This is a genomic window from Vibrio sp. 1-Bac 57 (assembly GCF_037546855.1).
Classification (GTDB): Bacteria; Pseudomonadota; Gammaproteobacteria; order Enterobacterales; family Psychromonadaceae; genus Psychromonas.
The window spans coordinates 24,425-43,076 of the sequence record NZ_JALAAC010000009.1; the positions used below are offsets into that span (position 1 = coordinate 24,425).

15 protein-coding genes are annotated in these 18,652 nt (G+C 37.5%); 7 read left to right on the forward strand and 8 right to left on the reverse strand.

The window, feature by feature from the left end; all coding sequences use genetic code 11:
• Nucleotides 1–87 precede the first annotated feature (87 nt).
• Nucleotides 88–522 carry an META domain-containing protein gene (locus MT391_RS07870; protein ID WP_299663733.1) on the forward strand — a complete coding sequence of 145 codons (435 nt, stop codon included), beginning with the start codon at nt 88–90 and terminating at the stop codon, nt 520–522.
• A gap of 82 nt (nt 523–604) precedes the next feature.
• On the opposite strand, the gene MT391_RS07875 is transcribed toward MT391_RS07870, so the two are convergent.
• Nucleotides 605–2,278 carry a DUF2813 domain-containing protein gene (locus tag MT391_RS07875; RefSeq protein ID WP_499497453.1) on the reverse strand — a complete coding sequence of 558 codons (1,674 nt, stop codon included), beginning with the start codon at nt 2,276–2,278 and terminating at the stop codon, nt 605–607.
• Between the two features lie 402 nt (nt 2,279–2,680).
• Between MT391_RS07875 and MT391_RS07880 the strand changes: the two genes are divergently transcribed.
• Both MT391_RS07880 and MT391_RS07885 read left to right on the forward strand, forming a co-directional pair.
• A complete protein-coding gene (locus MT391_RS07880) occupies nt 2,681–3,034 on the forward strand; it encodes a hypothetical protein (RefSeq protein WP_499497455.1) in 354 nt (117 codons plus the stop codon).
• 401 nt (nt 3,035–3,435) lie between these two features.
• Nucleotides 3,436–4,401 (forward strand): metal-dependent hydrolase, encoded by a 966-nt coding sequence (locus MT391_RS07885; protein ID WP_499497457.1) that lies wholly within the window; start codon nt 3,436–3,438, stop codon nt 4,399–4,401.
• A 67-nt stretch (nt 4,402–4,468) separates the two neighbouring features.
• On the opposite strand, the gene recQ is transcribed toward MT391_RS07885, so the two are convergent.
• The 5 genes from recQ to plsB form a co-directional block, all read right to left on the reverse strand.
• Complete coding sequence (recQ, locus tag MT391_RS07890; protein WP_499497565.1) at nt 4,469–6,298, reverse strand: DNA helicase RecQ; 1,830 nt, start codon at nt 6,296–6,298, stop codon at nt 4,469–4,471.
• Nucleotides 6,299–6,379: 81 nt separating this feature from the next.
• Entirely contained in the window at nt 6,380–6,955 is a 576-nt protein-coding gene (hemG, locus tag MT391_RS07895; RefSeq protein WP_299663723.1) for a menaquinone-dependent protoporphyrinogen IX dehydrogenase, read from the reverse strand.
• Between the two features lie 3 nt (nt 6,956–6,958).
• Nucleotides 6,959–8,416, reverse strand: a complete 1,458-nt coding sequence (locus MT391_RS07900; protein ID WP_299663721.1) for a TrkH family potassium uptake protein — start codon at nt 8,414–8,416, stop codon at nt 6,959–6,961.
• A 12-nt stretch (nt 8,417–8,428) separates the two neighbouring features.
• Entirely contained in the window at nt 8,429–9,061 is a 633-nt protein-coding gene (locus tag MT391_RS07905) for a YigZ family protein (RefSeq protein ID WP_499497459.1), read from the reverse strand.
• Between the two features lie 190 nt (nt 9,062–9,251).
• Complete coding sequence (gene plsB, locus MT391_RS07910) at nt 9,252–11,561, reverse strand: glycerol-3-phosphate 1-O-acyltransferase PlsB (protein WP_499497461.1); 2,310 nt, start codon at nt 11,559–11,561, stop codon at nt 9,252–9,254.
• A gap of 188 nt (nt 11,562–11,749) precedes the next feature.
• Between plsB and MT391_RS07915 the strand changes: the two genes are divergently transcribed.
• From MT391_RS07915 to MT391_RS07930, 4 genes are all read left to right on the forward strand, one after another.
• A complete protein-coding gene (locus tag MT391_RS07915; protein ID WP_499497463.1) occupies nt 11,750–12,106 on the forward strand; it encodes a diacylglycerol kinase in 357 nt (118 codons plus the stop codon).
• Between the two features lie 26 nt (nt 12,107–12,132).
• The gene (dnaB, locus tag MT391_RS07920; RefSeq protein ID WP_166368806.1) at nt 12,133–13,533 is read left to right on the forward strand and encodes a replicative DNA helicase; all 1,401 of its coding nucleotides are present in this window, start codon (nt 12,133–12,135) and stop codon (nt 13,531–13,533) included.
• 112 nt (nt 13,534–13,645) lie between these two features.
• Nucleotides 13,646–14,710, forward strand: a complete 1,065-nt coding sequence (gene menC, locus MT391_RS07925) for an o-succinylbenzoate synthase (protein WP_499497465.1) — start codon at nt 13,646–13,648, stop codon at nt 14,708–14,710.
• Nucleotides 14,698–16,203, forward strand: a complete 1,506-nt coding sequence (locus MT391_RS07930; protein ID WP_499497466.1) for an AMP-binding protein — start codon at nt 14,698–14,700, stop codon at nt 16,201–16,203. The genes menC and MT391_RS07930 overlap by 13 nt, the downstream gene beginning before the upstream one ends.
• Here MT391_RS07930 and MT391_RS07935 read toward each other — a convergent pair.
• Together MT391_RS07935 and MT391_RS07940 are read right to left on the reverse strand one after the other, a co-directional pair.
• Nucleotides 16,195–17,124: a diguanylate cyclase domain-containing protein gene (locus tag MT391_RS07935; RefSeq protein WP_499497467.1), complete on the reverse strand. Its 930-nt coding sequence runs from the start codon at nt 17,122–17,124 to the stop codon at nt 16,195–16,197. The two genes, MT391_RS07930 and MT391_RS07935, sit on opposite strands and share 9 nt — an antisense overlap.
• Nucleotides 17,125–17,263: 139 nt before the next feature.
• Nucleotides 17,264–18,616, reverse strand: a complete 1,353-nt coding sequence (locus MT391_RS07940) for a hypothetical protein (RefSeq protein ID WP_499497469.1) — start codon at nt 18,614–18,616, stop codon at nt 17,264–17,266.
• Nucleotides 18,617–18,652: the final 36 nt, after the last annotated feature.

Genomic DNA, 18,652 nt, shown 5'->3' on the forward strand with positions numbered 1-18,652 from the left:
ACCTACTGCGAGTTATAGGCTGCGTTCATTCCAGTAGGTTAGTTGATGTTATATCGTAAAAATTTATACCCACTGGATTACATAATTATGACAACCGTTAAAATGATGATACTAACTGCAAGTATCATGGCGCTTGGAGCTTGCTCTTCTGAGACTCAAATTGAACCACAAAAAGTAAACGTTGAACAACTACAGCATAATTGGAAGTTGACTCACGTTGATAACATTCAATTAGCCACCATTATTAACAGTTCATTACATATAGACAGTGCTAACAAAAGTTCTGGTAATTTAGGTTGTAATCAGTTTTTTGGAATGGCTGAATTTAGCAATAATCAATTACGTATTGGTGATATGGGTAATACACGAAAAATGTGTGAACCATTAAAAAATGATGTAGAGATGGATGTTAGTGAAGTATTAACTCACTGGGCAAATGTTATGATTGATGATGAAACATTAATTATTAGCAATAAAAAGCATTCATTAACTTATCAGCTAGCGGATCCCATCACAGAATAATGAAACATTAAGTAACTTCAATTGCGTGGTCTGTGAGTAATCACAACAGTGCAATTGTTGTCTGTTTTAAAGTCCTATTTTGTTAACCCGATTGACTGCGTGCCATACCGACCAATCGGGAAAAAAGGCGTTTTAGTAACAGAGGGACCGATTCAACTCCTTGCAACTCTACCGCTTCAGCAATTGAAATCCCTAAACCCGGCTTAGAATATTTGTGCACCGCTTTTTCAATCACCTTATTGGTATTTAGTCTCACTAAGTCTTGTTTAGTGTAATTTGCGGCTTTTAGGTAAACCTCTTCAAAACCATTTTCAAAAAATAGATGTTCAATATCATGCGCTGGCAATACGGTTAAACGAGTATGGATAGAATCCGATTCGCCTAACATGTCCTTGACTCGACTTGCATATTTTTGGCCTGCACCATCACCATCGGTTAGCACATGCCATTCAATATTTAAATCTTGTGCTAATTTAATCAGTGGTTTTAAGCCACATTGTGCGAATTCAATAACTTGTATCCCTTCAACTAATAAATGATGTCCGCATAACCTCGCTAAGTCAGTTAACAACCAAGTTTCAGTTTCCCCTTCAACTAATAACCAAGCACGTGCGAATAGACTTTGTGGGCGATTCATTCGCAAATGGAAGGCAATACGCCTTAGGTCATTATTAGAGTAATGTTTACGATTAACGGTATAGCTTTTTATCTTATCCGTTTTGCGCACTAAACGTTGAATGCGACTTAATGGGAAAAATGATAATAACTGTGCAGAATTAGTACTGACTAACTTCTGCATTGGTAACAAGGAAAAGAAACGCCATGTGATAGCTAAATTAACTGGGTGTAAGTTATTTTCAGGCTCTTCTAATAACAAAATAGGCGTCGCCCCACGACGAAATAAATGCTCTCCTCGCTCCTCTAAGAATTGTCCTAATACCAGCAGCAGCATGGCGCGATCTGTTTTATGCCCATCCTTTAATAGATCATTAAAACGCGTTAATGCGTTAAAGGAAAAGCTGTGATCCACATATCTTAGTTTTTCATCATTAGGGTAATTGGGTAAATCACCATAGCGCTTGCATAGATAATGATCAAAAAGATACACAATTGAATCACACCCTTTCTTTAATTCTACTTCGGATAATTGCTGTGACGAACTTGTAATACGCTGAAAAATTCGTTTAATACGCGCTTCAGAACGTGCTCTATGGCTATTTAACAAATGTTTAACTGGTCGGTAAGCTTGACCACTATCATTTTGCTCACTCCCTAATCTTAATACAGGCACAAAAGATATAAATTCATTCACCAAATTATTCAAATCACTTTGTGAGAAGTGTTTACGATGCCCCTCTTGGTCTAAAAAGTGTCTGTCCGTAAAGACTTCCCCGCTACTGTCCACACTCCCGTCTACTTGATAAATAATGTATTTATTTCGATCAGATAATGTTACCCAGGCATCGCTAATACTAGCAAAGTGACGTTGTAAAGATTCTTCAGGGTATTGCTCTTTAAAAGTAAAGATAAGATAAATATGGTTAATGATAGGTAGGTCGGAAATAGGGGGCCGATGAAAATCATCTAAGGTGAAGCGATAACTTTTTTTAGCTCCAGATAAAAATAGAGAGAGTGCTTCGAATAAACTCGATTTACCCCAGCTATTTTCACCTAATAACGCACTCAACTCATGCAAATTAATGGATAAGCGATTAATTCCACGAAACCCCACTACTTCAATGTGTTTCAATAGCATATCGACTCCTAATACCAACCAGAGTAATTAAGTGCTTTATTCTGTTTGTTAAATTTTGAGCACCTACTTAAGACAATCGGTATAAATCAAAAATTTTATGATTCAAAGTATCAGAAACTTACTATAAAACAATTAGTAATAGATCACACAAAAAACACAAAATAATAATCAAATTATTAGTATATCGTCATGAATCTATAAAAAATATCCTTTATACTTACTTCATAACCACTAAAAAATAGTGGATATAAGTTACCGTTATTAGCCTCGTATTGCTTATTAGTTTCTATTATATAGCGTTTTATTTTTTACATATTAAGCGAACGGCAAGTGTAGTGGCTCTGTAATAGGTGATTTCAGTAATAAAAATAATTGAATGTCCAATGAATAGAGGAGTCTACTATGAGCAATCTACATCAACTTAATATTTTACCTGAGCAAAGGACTATCAATTTAATTGCTTCTTACAGCAACGACTTTGAACGTGATAATTTTGATTATCACCAACTTCTGGAGAAACTACATAGCACTATGTCACGCAGCCATTTTATGGATGAGCAAGACAATGCAGCTTGGATGAACCATAGAGGTAATGATTATTTAGCGAATCCAAAACTATTTGCACATGCCCCTTTAACTTATTTATGTGCTTTTTTAAGTGAAATATTTAAAAATAATCAGTTAGATGACATTGAAAAAAACATAGAACCCAATATATTTGAAGCTATTTTAAAGCGTTTAAATGATTTTAAATAACACTTTTCACTTGAATTCAAACTTCAAAGAAGAGTAAAAAAACTGAAAAAGAATAGTGTAATTAAAGGTTCAAAAGGTTCAGAGGTTCAGAGGTAAATTAATTTATAATAAACAGTGCCGTTACTATTATGTTGATCAAAAAAGAATCGAAGCCGTCGTTAGCGATTGGCAAATGATTAAGTAGAAATACACGATAATAGCGGCGCTATTCTGATTTAGTGGTCAGGTTTAAAGTTAATACTTACAGAGTTTACTTAATAAAAGTTACTGGCTTAAAAGCTAAACTTGGATCCAAATAATAAACCCATCTCATTTTTTCAAAAATTAAACACTACCCAATTTGATTTGTTATTAGCCTCAGTTGCATTACACTGACTCTACGATGAACATGTAGAGTAATTATGGATTCCTTAACTCAAATAGCCCTAGGGGCAAGTGTTGCAGCTGCAGTTGGTTTCAAACCTTTTGGACGTAAGGTGCTGCTTGTTGGCGCTATCTTAGGTACACTGCCAGATTTAGATGTGTTAATCAGCTATCAAACGGCTATTGATAACTTTACTTTTCACCGTGGTTTCAGTCACTCCTTGATCGTATTAAGTGCTCTCAGCGTGCTTTTATATAGGCTCGCTTTATACTTTAGACCACAATGGAAAGCCTATAAAAAATCATTATTTCTGACCATATTATTACCTTTAATCACACACCCGTTATTAGATGCATTTACCAGTTATGGCACTCAATTGTGGTGGCCTATCCCGGTACAGCCCACCTCTTGGTCAAGTATTTTTATTATTGATCCTCTTTATACTTTGCCATTATTAATCGCAGTTTTAGGGCTTTGGTTGAAAAAAAATACATTAAAGTGGTACAAAATAAATAGCGTTGTTTTGTGTATTAGTTGCGCTTACTTAATACTAGGCCATGCACAATTTTGGTATTTAAAACAAAAGCTAACTATTGATCCGATAGTTAAAAATAGTCAGGTATTTATCTCACCAACACCCTTTAATATCTTTGTATGGCGGATTATTAGCTATCAAGATGATACATATTATGAAACCTTCAGCAGTGTTTTAAATATTCAAAACACTGAATGGCAAGCCTTTGCAACGGGCCGTTCACTGATCAAGCAGTTTAATTCAACAGAGTTACAACGCTTAGAATGGTTTAGTGATGGATTATTGAGCTTTAGCGAGCGCCAAGGTCGACTGATTGCGACGGACTTACGCATTGGTTTATCACTTTATTACCCATTTTCCTTTAGCATTGCAAAGCGAGAACAGGATCAGAACTGGTTAGTGATTCCATCGCAAAAAATGCCGGAACCAGAGGTGAGTTGGGAAATATTAATGGAAACACTGCAATAGAAAGCTTATTCAGGTGACACAATTAAAGATCTATTTCATGACTATAAAGTAATGATGTTACTGCAAATTATAGCTGATCAACATATTGTTTAATTTCAGCTAAAAAATCTTCTCCATATTTATCTAACTTAATATGGCCAACACCTGTGATTGATAAAAATTGCGAGTCATTAGTGGGCATTAACTCACTCATTTCAGACAAAGAAACGTCACTAAAAATAACATAGGGTGGTAAGTTTGCTTGATCAGCTATCTGCTTCCGTAGATGACGTAATTTAGCAAATAACTTATTATCTGCATTAACAGACACGCTACGTCGCTTTTGTTTGGCAGTGGTTTTCACTAGCTGTAACCTAGGAACAGCAAGCATCAAACTATTCTCTGATTTAAGCACTGAACGAGCAGCTTCTGTTAATTGTAAAGCAGAGCCACGAGTTAAGTTTTGCATCAATAATCCGCAATGGATCAATTGCCTAGCAATACTAAACCAATGTTCGGTTGACTTATCCTTACCAATAGCAAAAGTCGATAATTGATCGTGCCCAAGGCTTTTAACACGTGCAGTTTGCGCACCACGTAAGACTTCAACGACATGTGTGATCCCAAAGTATTGCCCAGTGCGATAAACACAGGATAGTATTTTTTGTGCATCCACCGTTGCATCGTAACTTTGCGGAGGATCTAAACAAATATCACAGTTACCACAGGCTTTAGGGCTGTACTCGCCAAAATAATTTAATACAACTCGACGACGACAGGTTTGTGCTTCCGCAAATGCAACCATTGTATTCAGTTTATGTAACTCAATACGCAGTTGCTCTTGATTTGGATTCTTTTCTAATAAGCTACGAATACGCGCAGGATCTGCTGGGTCATAAAATAACATCGCTTGAGCAGGCAAACCATCTCGCCCTGCTCGCCCTGTTTCTTGATAGTATGACTCAATATTCTTAGGTATTTCATAATGCACAACAAAACGCACATTGGGTTTATCAATACCCATACCAAAAGCAACCGTCGCAACTACGATTTCCACTTCATCTTTAATAAATAAATCTTGTACCGTTTGACGTTCTTCTAAGGGTAATCCAGCATGATAACAACGTGAATTTAATCCCTTTGCAGCTAATTTTTGTGCAATCTCTTCAGTACGCTTACGACTAGTGCAATAAATAATTCCACTTTCGTCTTTATGCTGATCTAAATAATTAAATAATTGTGATAATGGGCGATACTTTTCAATCAATAAATATTCAATATTAGGGCGGTCAAAACTGCGAATTTCTATTAAAGGTTGATTGAGCTGTAGGCGCTGTAAAATATCTTGCTGTGTTGCATGATCAGCCGTGGCAGTTAAAGCAACTAAAGGAGTATTAGGAAAATGCTCTTTAAGATTGCCTAATTGTGCATATTCAGGACGGAAGTCATGCCCCCAAGAAGAGATACAATGGGCTTCATCAATAGCAAATAAATTAATAGGCAAGTGTTGTAGTCGAGCAATAAAATCAGGCCGTAAAAGGCGCTCAGGCGCAACGTATAATAGTTTCAACTGCCCACGATGTAGGGAATTAATAATATCATTTTGTTGTTGATAGGAAAGGCTAGAATTTAAATAGGCCGCTGCAACACCACAAGCTTGTAGGGTATCCACTTGATCTTTCATGAGTGAGATCAAAGGTGATATAACGATGCATATCCCCTCTCTTACTAACGCAGGAATTTGAAAACATAAACTTTTACCACCACCCGTAGGCATCACCACCAACGCATCACGCCCTGCGATCAACTCGTTAATAACGGTTTCTTGGCCATCTCGAAATTGCTTGTAACCAAACACATCAAATAAGACGTCATATGCAGTACTAGTGATACTCTGGCTCAAAATATAGCAACCTATTGATAATCTAAGCGGTGAAACGGGCTCGTATTGTAAATCAGCGCCGACATTATTTCAGCCTAAATTTTCTTATGAGACAAACTAACGTGCTGCAAAGTCCTGAGCAAAAGAATCAACTTTTTCCCAATTGGTTAATTCTATGTCCTGTGTTTTATCCGTACTGCCGCCCGTCATTTTCATAATCAACTGAATTAACAGGGTTTGCCACCAATTATAACGTGAATACAACAGCGCTCCGGCAAACACACCTTTGAACTGTGGTTGCCATTGTGAAAGCTGATCAAATTTTTTCATATAGGCATTATTTTCTGGCACTGCTTTTTCTGGTTTACGTGCTGTTAAACAAACCACAAAAAAAGCATTACATACTGCATCTAATTGCGTTTTATGCTGATTAACGAACTTAATTATATTGGGACGAAAGTTGCCATAACGAATAGAGGCACCGATTAAGACTTTTTGGTACAAAGAAAAATCAATGGTCGGATTATCATCAACATTCAATACAATCACTTCGCCAGTAAGCGTTTGCTTAATACGATTAATTATTTTTAATGTTTGTCCATCGACAGAGGAATAAAGTACTAAAGTTTTGCTTACTACACTACTTTCAGTTTGCTTGGTTTCAGCTTGCTTAGCTTGAGTTTCATTAGACATAAGTTAATTTTTCCAGAATACAGGTGTAAATAACACCAACAATGTAAAGACTTCTAATCGACCAAATAGCATGGCAATAATCATCACCCATTTTGAAGCATCACTAACATCATTAAAATGTACCGCAACTTCACCTAAACCAGGCCCTAGATTATTAAGCATGGCTACCACAGAAGAAAACGCACTCAATTCGTCCATACCTGTCATTAATAATGCCAGCATACAAACAATAAAGACCAATGCATAGGTAGAGAAGAATCCCCACACAGCTTCAACAACACGGTCCGGTAAAGCTTTATCACCTAACTTAATTTTATACACGGCTTTAGGATGCACTAAACGCTTTAATTCACGTTGCCCTTGCAAGTTAAGTAATAATACACGAATCACTTTCAAACCACCGCCCGTGGAACCTGCACATCCTCCAATAAAACTTGAGAAAATAAGTAAAACAGGCAACAACAAAGGCCAATCAGAGAAAGAGGTAGTAGTAAAACCTGCCGTGGTTGAAATTGAAACGGATTGAAATAACGCATGGGAAAAGGTGGTTTCTATACTGTTATAAACATCGTGCCCCATTAACATCCAAAAGCAGATAATAGTTAGAATCACCTGAATAAAGATAAACGCGCGCACTTCAGGGTCGCGTCGATAGACGTCAAAACTGAGTTTTTTTGCAGAGAATACCGTGAAATGTAGTGCGTAGTTAATGCCTGAGATAATTAAGAAAACCACGGTGATGATATTGATCACTTCACTATCGAAGTGGCCCATACTGGCATCGTAAGTAGAAAACCCACCAATAGATACGGTTGAGAAGCTATGGCCAAGCGCATCAAACAAGCTCATACCCGCAATCCAAAATGCCAACATACAAGCAACCGTTAAGCATAAATAAACATACCACAGCGCTTTTGCTGTTTCGGCTATACGGGGGGTCATTTTTGAATCTTTCACTGGCCCCGGTGTTTCTGCTCGGTACAACTGCATGCCACCGATACCTAACATAGGCAGTACCGCAACGGCTAATACAATGATCCCCATGCCACCAAACCATTGCAGCATTTGTCGATAGAATAAAATTGATTTTGGCAAATCATCTAACTGAGCAATAGTGGTTGCGCCGGTGGTGGTTAACCCGGAAAAAGATTCAAAAAAGGCAGTCGCAAGATTCATGTCTACGCTGGAGCTCATTAGAAATGGAATTGCACCGACGCTGCCCAGTGTTGCCCAAAACAACACCACAATTAAGAAACCTTCACGTGCCTTTAATTCACCTTTGTGGCGTCGATTTGGGAGCCAAAAAACAAAGCCGATAAATAAAGTGACAAAAAATGCAGCTAAAAAGTCATTACCGCCACCATCTTGATAGATGAAAGCAACAAACACAGGTGGCAACATGGTCAGGCTGAATAGGCCGATCAACATCGCCACAATCCTGATAATTGAACGAATGGCCACTAGCTAGACCAACTAGTTAGCATTAGTTGAAGTATTAATTTGTTTCGCAATGATCTGTCCCTGCATCGATGATTGTAATTTTTGCTTAAACTGTATTATTTGTTCACTATTGACTTCAATTAATGCCACTACTTCTTGTTGATAATCGACATTAATGATTCTTCCTGAATGCGAAGCTAATATATGCTCTACCGTTGCCATTTGGGCATAGTTGCATTGTAACTTAAATTGTTGGAAAAAACGCTTCTCCATTGTAGGCATGGTTGGGCATAATTGCTGCAAACCATTACTGTAAGCACGTACTAAACCGCCCGTTCCTAATTTAATACCGCCTGAATACCTCACTACGACAGCAACAATTTCCCCTACATTAGTGCCTTGTAAAACAGCAAGCATCGGCTTTCCAGCAGTCCCTTTGGGTTCACCATCATCACTACACCCCATATTAACGCTATCTTTAGGGCTGCCTCCAATATAAGCCCAGCAATGATGACGTGCATCTTTATGCAAGGCTTTTATGTCAGCAAGGTATTGCATCGCAGCAGTCTTACCTTGAGCTGGACTGATGAAAGTTAAAAATCGACTTTTTTTAATTTCTTCTTGAAAAAAGACCGTTTTCTGTAAAATTAAATAGGGTTTATTCACTGTTAACTAAAAGACCTTGTGTTTGCATGTCATAGAACCATCAACAACGGAATAGACATTTTGATAAAGTATTTGTTGTCATAATTTTGTTGTCATAATATTGCAGCTAATATACTAGTGCGCCAGATAATAACTAAGCAGTGCTGTTCACTTGTGAGCGAAATCAGCCAACTCTATAGCATATTCACTTCTACTTCATTGATAAACAAGCTAACAACTCTTCAACTTGCTTAGGTTGTAATGTCTCTCTATCAAGTTGTTGAATAAAAACATTAATCACCTTGGCATCAAACGGTTCAATGCTACTGCCCAATAATCGTTTTTTACTGGCGGCTAATAATGTCTCATCGCTTTGATCAAAATCTGCAAATAACAAACTCAATACACAATGATAACGTAATCGAGTTTCGCTTAAATGCCTACTTAATGTCTGGATAAATGACAGATCGCTAAGCGTGATCACGTCATCGTCAACACGAACAAAGCTATTCTGTTGTAATTGTAGTAAAACACGAGTGACTCGCTGTTTAAGTGTTTCTGTTGAAGGCGCTAGGAAATATTCTGCATCGATAAAGCCTAATAAACTACCTACCAACTCGGTTAATGCGGCACAACTAATTTTATTGTTTTGATTGTTTAATTTAATTAAGCCATAACTCACCAATGAAGGCAGCGCAAATACGTGCACAATGGTATTACGGTAATAAGTTAAATGTGCGCTTTGTTTTTGATCACAACTCACCACATAATTAGACTCTGAAAACTTATTCATGGCTAACGCTTGTTGATAAATGAGTTCAACAGATTGTGTTGGATAAGTAATTCTAGAGTCTTGGCTGGTATTCGCTAATAACTGTTGATGTAATTGCAATAAAGCCAGCATGCGATGTTTACCTAGCTGATGATTAGTGCTTGCCAATAATATAGCTGCGCACAAAGGTAAAGCATTCACTGCCGTTGCTTGATTTATTCCCTGCATCACATTATTGGCCAAGTGGTTAACTTGTGTAGCAAATTGCTGCTCAGTAAGTGCTTGATGTCGCCAATTAGGTTGCTGTTGATCGAGATATTGCTTGAGATTAATAGGCTCTCCAAAGTTAACAAAAGCACGCCCAAAATTACGTAGTTTTTTAACAATACCTAGGACTTGCCACGCACTTTCTTGTTGTTTTTTCTGCCCCGACAACTCTTTCATATAAGTGCTTACTTCCATGATATGGTCATAACCAATATACACAGGCACAATCATCACATTACGTTCAGGTTGGTCTAAAAAGGTTTGTACACTCATTGCGAGTAACCCCGTTTTAGCGGGTAGTAACCGCCCAGTTCGACTGCGCCCTCCTTCGGTAAAGAACTCAATCGGATAGCCTTGTTTAAATAACATCGCAAAATAAGCTTTGAATGCTTTGCCATAGAGAGGATCATCTTTAAAACTACGACGTAAAAAGAACGCACCAGAGCGTCTAAAAATACCACCAGCAGGAAAAAAGTTAAGATTCACACCGGCTGCTACATGTGGTGGTACTAAACCTTCTCCAAACAATAAATAAGATAATAAGAGATAATCCATATGACTGCGGTGACAAGGCATATAAATAATTTCTGCCCCACTCTGTGTTGCATCACGCACCGCTTGTGCATGATTAACTTCGATACCTTGGTAAATACCATTCCAGACTTTAGACAAAATAGATCGGAAAAAACGCAAAAAACGATATGAAAAATTACTACTAATCTCTTCTAAATAAGCATGGCATTGCTGAGTAACCTGCAACTCACTTCGACCACTTTGCAGGGTTTCTTGTTGAATAGTTTGTTGCATCATAGGACTGGCGATAACACGTTTGATCATCGCTTTGCGATTAGGGATTTGAGGCCCACGACTAGAACGATTTTGAGTACTAAAATAGTGCAAGGCTACTCGTGCAAGTTTATGCGCTAAATGTTTTGAGTGTTTGTTTTTTTCTACTAATGATTGAACAGAGATGGGTACATTAAAACGTATTAAATGATCACTACCCGCAGTGAGAATAGACCATGCTTTTTGTAAGCTACTTACATTATGATGCCCCAGAAAAGCTTTTCGTGGATTGCTTTTACCTGGATTTCTACCCCAGAAAAATGTCACTGGTACTAATTGCACATCAAGCTCTGTATCCTGTTGATGCAACGATAATAAATGTTGGTATTGCGCTAAATAAGCAGACTGCTGTTGCTTTAGCGGTTTCTTTTTAAAGAAATACCAATCATGCAGGTAAATAACAGCGGGCAGGGTAATACCATGCAATTGCAAAGGCTGATAAGGGTCGGGTAAAGCTTGCTTAATACAGGCTTTTTGTAGTGCTAATAAATCGCTAGCACTATTTTGTTCCAACACATAAATAATAGGACGAGAGAGGTCTAACTTTAACTCAGTAACAGGGTTTTGTGGCACCACCACACTCTTCACCCAAAAACGACTGATCAGCTTAGACCAAAAAGAGCCTTTAACTAGCACATACTTTCCTTGTTATTGTCCATTATATTGGCTTTAGTTTAACATACAAAGCTAGTGCGTATAGGCGTTGACAAGCATTCTGAGACCGCTGGCAAATGATTCCTCTCAATCAACAGCTAAATGATGACCAAGTGATGTCTATTTGTTAAAGTGTGCGCTTCAATTAATGCACATGAGATTGCTTATTAATGCAAAAAAATACTGGAATAAAGCGAATATTTCTTGCTTTTGGTTATTCACTAAAAGGCATCAAAAGTGCTTTTAAATATGAAGCTGCTTTTCGTCAAGAGGTGTTACTAGCAATTATTTTAATCCCTATTGCCTTATTAGTAGATGTCACTAAAGTAGAGCGCATACTTTTAATTTCGCCAGTGATCTTGGTATTAATATTTGAAATAATTAATTCAGCCATTGAAGCCGTTGTAGATAGAATTGGCAGTGAGTTCCATGAACTTTCTGGGCGCGCTAAAGATATGGGCTCATCAGCTGTCTTAATTGGTTTGTTATTAACCGCATATATTTGGATTGAAATCCTGTTTATTTAACTTACTTCACTCATTAGGATTCTAATATGGCGGATAGACCTGCTTTTACTAAACAAAAAAATAAAACGCATTCACCAATAAAAACGGTTCCCCACTCTTTTGAAGCCGAACAAGCGGTCATTGGCGGTTTATTATTAGACAATGATACTTGGTCAGATGTTTCTGAGCGAGTGGTTGACCGTGACTTTTATACACGTGCACATCGCCTTATTTTTTCAACTATTGAAAAACTAAGCAGCAATGATATTCCCGTAGATATCGTTACACTGTCAGAAAAGCTTGAAGATACACAGGAATTAGAAGGTATTGGAGGCATTGCTTATTTAGCGGAACTATTACAAAACACGCCAAGTGCAGCTAACATCAATAACTATGCAGATATTGTTCGTGAACGCGCCATTGTTAGGGAGTTAATTGGTGTAGCCAATGATATTGCAGAGGCAGGCTATGATACCGAAGGTCGTGATAGTGCAGAGCTGCTAGATTTTGCAGAAACTAAAGTGTTCCAAATTGCAGAGGCTCGAAATAATCAAAATGAAGGCCCGCAAGCGATTAAAGATATCCTCAAAGAAACAGTCGCAAAAATTGATGATTTATGTAAAAACCCTCGCGATGGTATTACCGGGTTGTCCTCTGGTTACAATGATTTAGACCAAATGACCACGGGCTTCCAACCCGGTGATTTAATTATTGTAGCGGCGCGTCCATCAATGGGGAAAACTACCTTTGCCATGAACTTAGCGGAACATGCGGCCCTTAATGCAGACAAGCCAACCATTATTTTCTCATTAGAGATGCCTTCAGATCAGATCATGAATCGTATGTTGGCTTCTTTAGGACGTATAGACCAAGGTAAAATTCGTACCGGCCAATTAGATGAAAACGATTGGGCTTCATTATCTTCTACTATGTCTATTTTATTAGACCGCGGTAAAATGTTTATTGATGATAGCTCTGGTTTAACACCAACGGAATTACGTTCGCGCGCACGTCGTATTGCACGTGACCACGGCGGTGTTAGCATGATCATGGTCGATTATTTACAATTAATGCGTGTCCCTTCTTTGAGTGAAAACCGTACCTTAGAGATTTCAGAAATCTCACGTTCTTTAAAAGCATTAGCCAAAGAGTTACGTTGTCCTGTTATTGCCTTATCTCAGTTAAACCGTGGTCTTGAGCAACGTGCTGATAAGCGCCCTATTAACTCAGACTTACGTGAATCGGGTGCGATTGAGCAAGATGCTGATTTAATTATGTTTATTTATCGAGATGAAGTTTATCACGAAGATAGTGAGCACAAAGGCATTGCAGAAATCATCATTGGTAAGCAACGTAACGGACCAATTGGTAAGGTACGTTTAACGTTCCAAGGGCGTTACTCTCGTTTTGATGATTACACCGGTACTGCTTATCATGGTGATGAATAATAAAAGTTGATAGCGCCCATGACTACTCACTTGAGAAGCTACGGATACTCAAGTGGGATATGACTTACGCTACAATTAACGGCTAACTTAAATAATTTAGAAAAGGACAATGATGGACAAGTTTGATCAACTATTTGACTGCTCAAATAAAAAGTTAAGCTTGTACCGTTTCTCATTACCTTTAAAAAAAACCATTAATTTTAAAGGCCATCATTTAAGCACCCGCGAAGGACTATGGTTAATTGAGCACAGCCCACATGGGCAAGATTATATTGGTGAAGTATCGCCTCTGCCCGGTTTTAGCCAAGAAACACTTGCTGCATGTCAAACGCAACTAATCGATGCCTTACAAGCCGGAACGTTGACCAATCAATGCATAAGCAAGCAACAAGCAAACCATCAACAAGTAGATTTTACAGCGCCTTTTTTACCGAGTGTCAGCTTTGCTTTATTTTGCCTACAGCAACGTATTCCCTGGGCATTACAAACAAGTAATGTAGCGCAAGATATTGCTTTAATGACCATACCTTTATTGCAAGGTAGCCTGAACGAAATTATTAAGCGCTATAGAGAGTTAAATTATCCAGCAACAGTAAAATTGAAAGTAGCGCGTTTATCGGTGGCAGAGGATATTAAAGTCATACAAAGCCTTATTGAACTTAATCCCGCTGTTCAGCTACGCTTAGACGCCAATCAGCAGTGGACTGCAATTCAATATATCGACTTCCTAGATGCGATTGACAGAAAATGTATTGATTATATTGAAGAGCCAACGCTTTCTACTATGGATAATATATCCATTTCAACACAATTTAAGGTCTCCATCGCATTAGATGAGAGCTTATTAATATCCAATCTATTGCCTATCAGCAAATGTATTAAAGCGTTAATCATCAAACCTACATTGATTGGCTATTCTGCTCGTATTCAGGCTTTATTAACGCATGCACAACAGCAACAATTAAGTCTTAGCATGAGCGCGAGTTTTGAATCCCCAATCGCTCTACAGCAACTGGCTTATCTAGCAAAGCAATGGCAACAAAAAACTCAATTAAAGGTAAGCTTAGGCTTAGATACCTTACACGCTTTCCAACCTGAAATAAGTCATGCTATTAAGGATAATTCAGACTTACAAAGATTCATTACATCTCAGGCAATTTGTATATGGCACTCTTAATTAACCACTGCCCCGTTCGCTGGCATGCTATTTATCATAGTCACTGGACTGCGTTGCAATATGATCAGCAATCGATCACCTACCAGCAGTTAGATCAACTATTAAGCGCACTGCAAAGACAATTACTGACACAAATTAACCTAACTACTCCAATTTCAACTTCAACTCCACCGTCAATGGTCAGGCTTGCTTGTATCGCCAGTAATGGTATTGAATTGCTATTAATGCAATTATTATGCGTACGAGCAGGCTGGCTATTTTGTCCGCTAAACCCACGCTTTACCGCTATTGAGTTGTCGCAAAGATTGGCAGTATTAAATACGCCGTACTGTTGGATTGAGAATGAGCAAGATGCAGACTCCCTACCGACCTCGTCACCTCAATTACAAATAGATTTTGAATTGCTGTTATCAAACCTTCATGAGCAGGCTTCACCTTCTATTGCAGTAACTGCAAATATATCCACTTCCGCAATAACGCTCACGCCTTTATTGATTGAACCAGAACAAGCTTGCAATATTATTTTCACTTCTGGTAGCAGCGGTTTTCCTAAAGCGATTGTACATAATTATCGTAATCACTTTTTTAGTGCGCTGGGCTCACAAAGACTGATCCCTCTTGCTTCACAGGATCATAACTTATTGTCCCTACCACTATTTCATATTGGTGGATATGCAACGGTATTACGAACCGTTATTGCAGGAGCATGCATACACTTAACCACTTATCCATTGACTGTTGCCTTATTACAACAACACAGGATCACGCACTTATCCTTAGTTTCAACGCAATTGATCCGCTTATTAGCAGATCCTTTATTTAATGCGAAACAATCTGCCATTAAACATGTTTTATTGGGTGGGAGCGCTTTTTCAGAAGAGCACCTAACAGCGTTAGCTGCACGTGGATTTCACTATCACTTAAGTTACGGCAGTACTGAAATGGCCTCGCAAATTGCCACCTCTGATAACAGTAGTCAGCTACAGGTTTTACCGTATAGAGAAATAAAAACACACCGAGGTGAAATTTATATAACTGGCGAAACACGATTTATTGGGTATTTCCGAGATAATGCAATACATAAAATTGCAGCAGAAGAATGGGTTGCAAGTGGTGACTTGGGCACACTGAAACAACATCAATTATCTATTATAGGACGTAAAGACAGACAATTTATTAGTGGTGGCGAAAATATTCAGCCGGAGGAAATAGAGCGAGTATGTTTACAATATGGTCGTGTTAAACAAGCTTATATTTGTCCCACCAAGGATCAACAATATGGTCAGCGCATTGCGCTCTTTGTTTTATTTTCAGACTCAACTCAATTTGATCTAGATTGTCAGCAACTTAAACATTACCTTGGCCAACAACTGATCGGCTTTAAACAACCCGATCATTATCTTGCTTGGCCTTTGAAATTAGCAAATAACCAAGCATTAAAAGTGCCCAAACAAGTTTTCATAGACAGTTTAAGTAAGCAAGGACTAACCTAGGGTGCGTTTAATACTATGCTCATATACCAATTGTTCTGCATTATTAATCAAAGATAGTAAATCGGGATGACTTTCTTTTTTATACTCAACGATTCCGGTATCAATCACTAAACGACTTTTTCTAATGGAGCTTGAATTAAACTTTCGAACATTATTGTCTAAGCGAGGAAACAGCCCTGTATCGGTAATATGATATTCACTATCTGTCATTAAAATAACAAACTCATCCCCACCAATACGCGCCACTAAATCGGTTTCTCTAAAGGTATCAGTCAATATATTTGCAAAAGACATTAATAATTGATCTCCCTCTGCTTCACCATGGTCTAAATTAATCTTGGTTATACCAACAACATCAATATATAAGGCAAAGAAAGGTTTGTTAGCACGTTGGCTTAAACGGAAATAATTATCTCCGGCACTGACAATACCGCGATGGTTTAATAACCCAGTAAGCTCGTCGGTTAGCATCAATTCATTATTTTTATCTAATAATGATTTATCAACGGTAATATCGCGGGTGATTTCAATAATCCCCTGAATTTGTTTTTCTGTTGAATAATAGGGATGCTGAACAATCTCATAGGTTCGAGCCTCGCCTTTGGCGTTATATTTAATAGTTTCTATACGATGCACTTGCTCTGTATTCTTGGTTTTTAGTATAGGACACACACTTTTATTACATTGTAGGCACGTAAACAGAGTATCACAGTCTGTATCTAGTAAATCATCTACCTTATGACCGCTTAATTGTGCCAACACTTTATTGACAAAAGTAGTGCGTCCTTGAAGATTAAAAATACGCACACCTAATGGTAATAAATCCATAAATTGAGTTTGATCGAATATTGATGATTTTAAAGATTGATTGAGTGATTTACGGTCACTAATATCTTTAATGTAACCAATATAGCCAATCATTTCTCTACTCAATTGCGAATTTGCATAATAGAAAATTTTGGCTCTGTTCCAGAATCATGTTGTCCAATTTTTTCTATGCTTAACTCTTTGTAAATATTGAGATTACGGTTATTTCGAAGATTTTATAACATCTTGTAATTTATAAGATAATAAGGTCGACAACAGTAAAATGGAACAGAGCCAAAATTTTATAGCTTGAAGGATCATTTTCTTTTAATTTCTCGGGCTCTACTTCAATGCATCCACCAGCTTGATTAATATCCGCAATAGATATAGTTAATGCTTCAGGTTCAATGGCTGCACTGTGTTTTTTATCTAATAACTGCGCTCTAGTAACATTAAAGAAACGGTAAAACGCCTTATTAGCAACAATATATTCATTATTAAAACCTTTAACAAAAATAGGGAAAGGTAAACCATCTAAAAAACACTGATAACGCAATTGTAAACGACTCAACGTCATGTACTTTCTAAAGGTATACAGTAATGTTAATAGCACCATCAATAATAGAATAAGTGTGATCGCATATTTGTCAGATTGTGAAAGATACAACTTCATCATTGGAGAAAAAGTGAGTACACCACCTACCGCATAACCACGCGCATCATGAACGGGCATGAAAACAGCAATACCATCTTCTCCTGCAATACGAGTATTGACTGAAAAGCGTTTCAATTGCATTAATTTTGTTTCTTCAGCTAGGCCTAGGCTTTGTTTTAATTGCGCCAAATTAGCCGCACTTAGATCTCCTAATCTAGGGTTTAATTTGTTTTCGTTGATGCCAATATAAAAAGCATCGGAAAAAGCCGTTTCTTGATATAACTTGGCTTTTTGTTGGGTCGATAAGAGTGGTCTTTTTGCTAATAAATATTGCGATTTTACTGCGCTAGTTGACATTAATATTTTTTTCATTGCAGTTAATGGCATAGCGACTTCTACCACGGCGATAAAATTATTCTTGTGATTAAAAACAGGAAAAAAATAACTATACAGGTAACGGCCATTTTTCAATGACAAACCAAACGAGGTTTCTTTATTTTGTAGTACCTTTCTCAAGGCAGTATTGTCGACGTTATTTTTATTGGTTGGTTCTGTAATTTGTTGCAATGTTAACAATGATTCACCATTACTTAGATACACCTGTTGATGTTCAAAATTTTGGCTACTACTACGAAATGAAGGCTGCAATTTTTCATACAAACTTTGTTTAATCGAGGCTAAAACTTGCGGAGCATTTATATTGTTATTTGCCTTTTCTAGTAAAGGTAAGATAGCTTCATTATGATATTGTAAATCATACAATAAGCCAGCATTAGACTTCACTTGAGCTAGTGCAGAGACAAAACTATTGTATACTGCGCGCTCAACTAATTGACGTTGTTGTTTTTGGCTTTGATCATTGGACATGAACATAAAAATAAAAGTGATCAAGATGACAGTGAGTACAACAAAAATAAAGTCGGAAGAGTGAAAACGCTTTGCTCTCAACATTTTAAACCCAAATAAATATACAAAAAATATTAATGA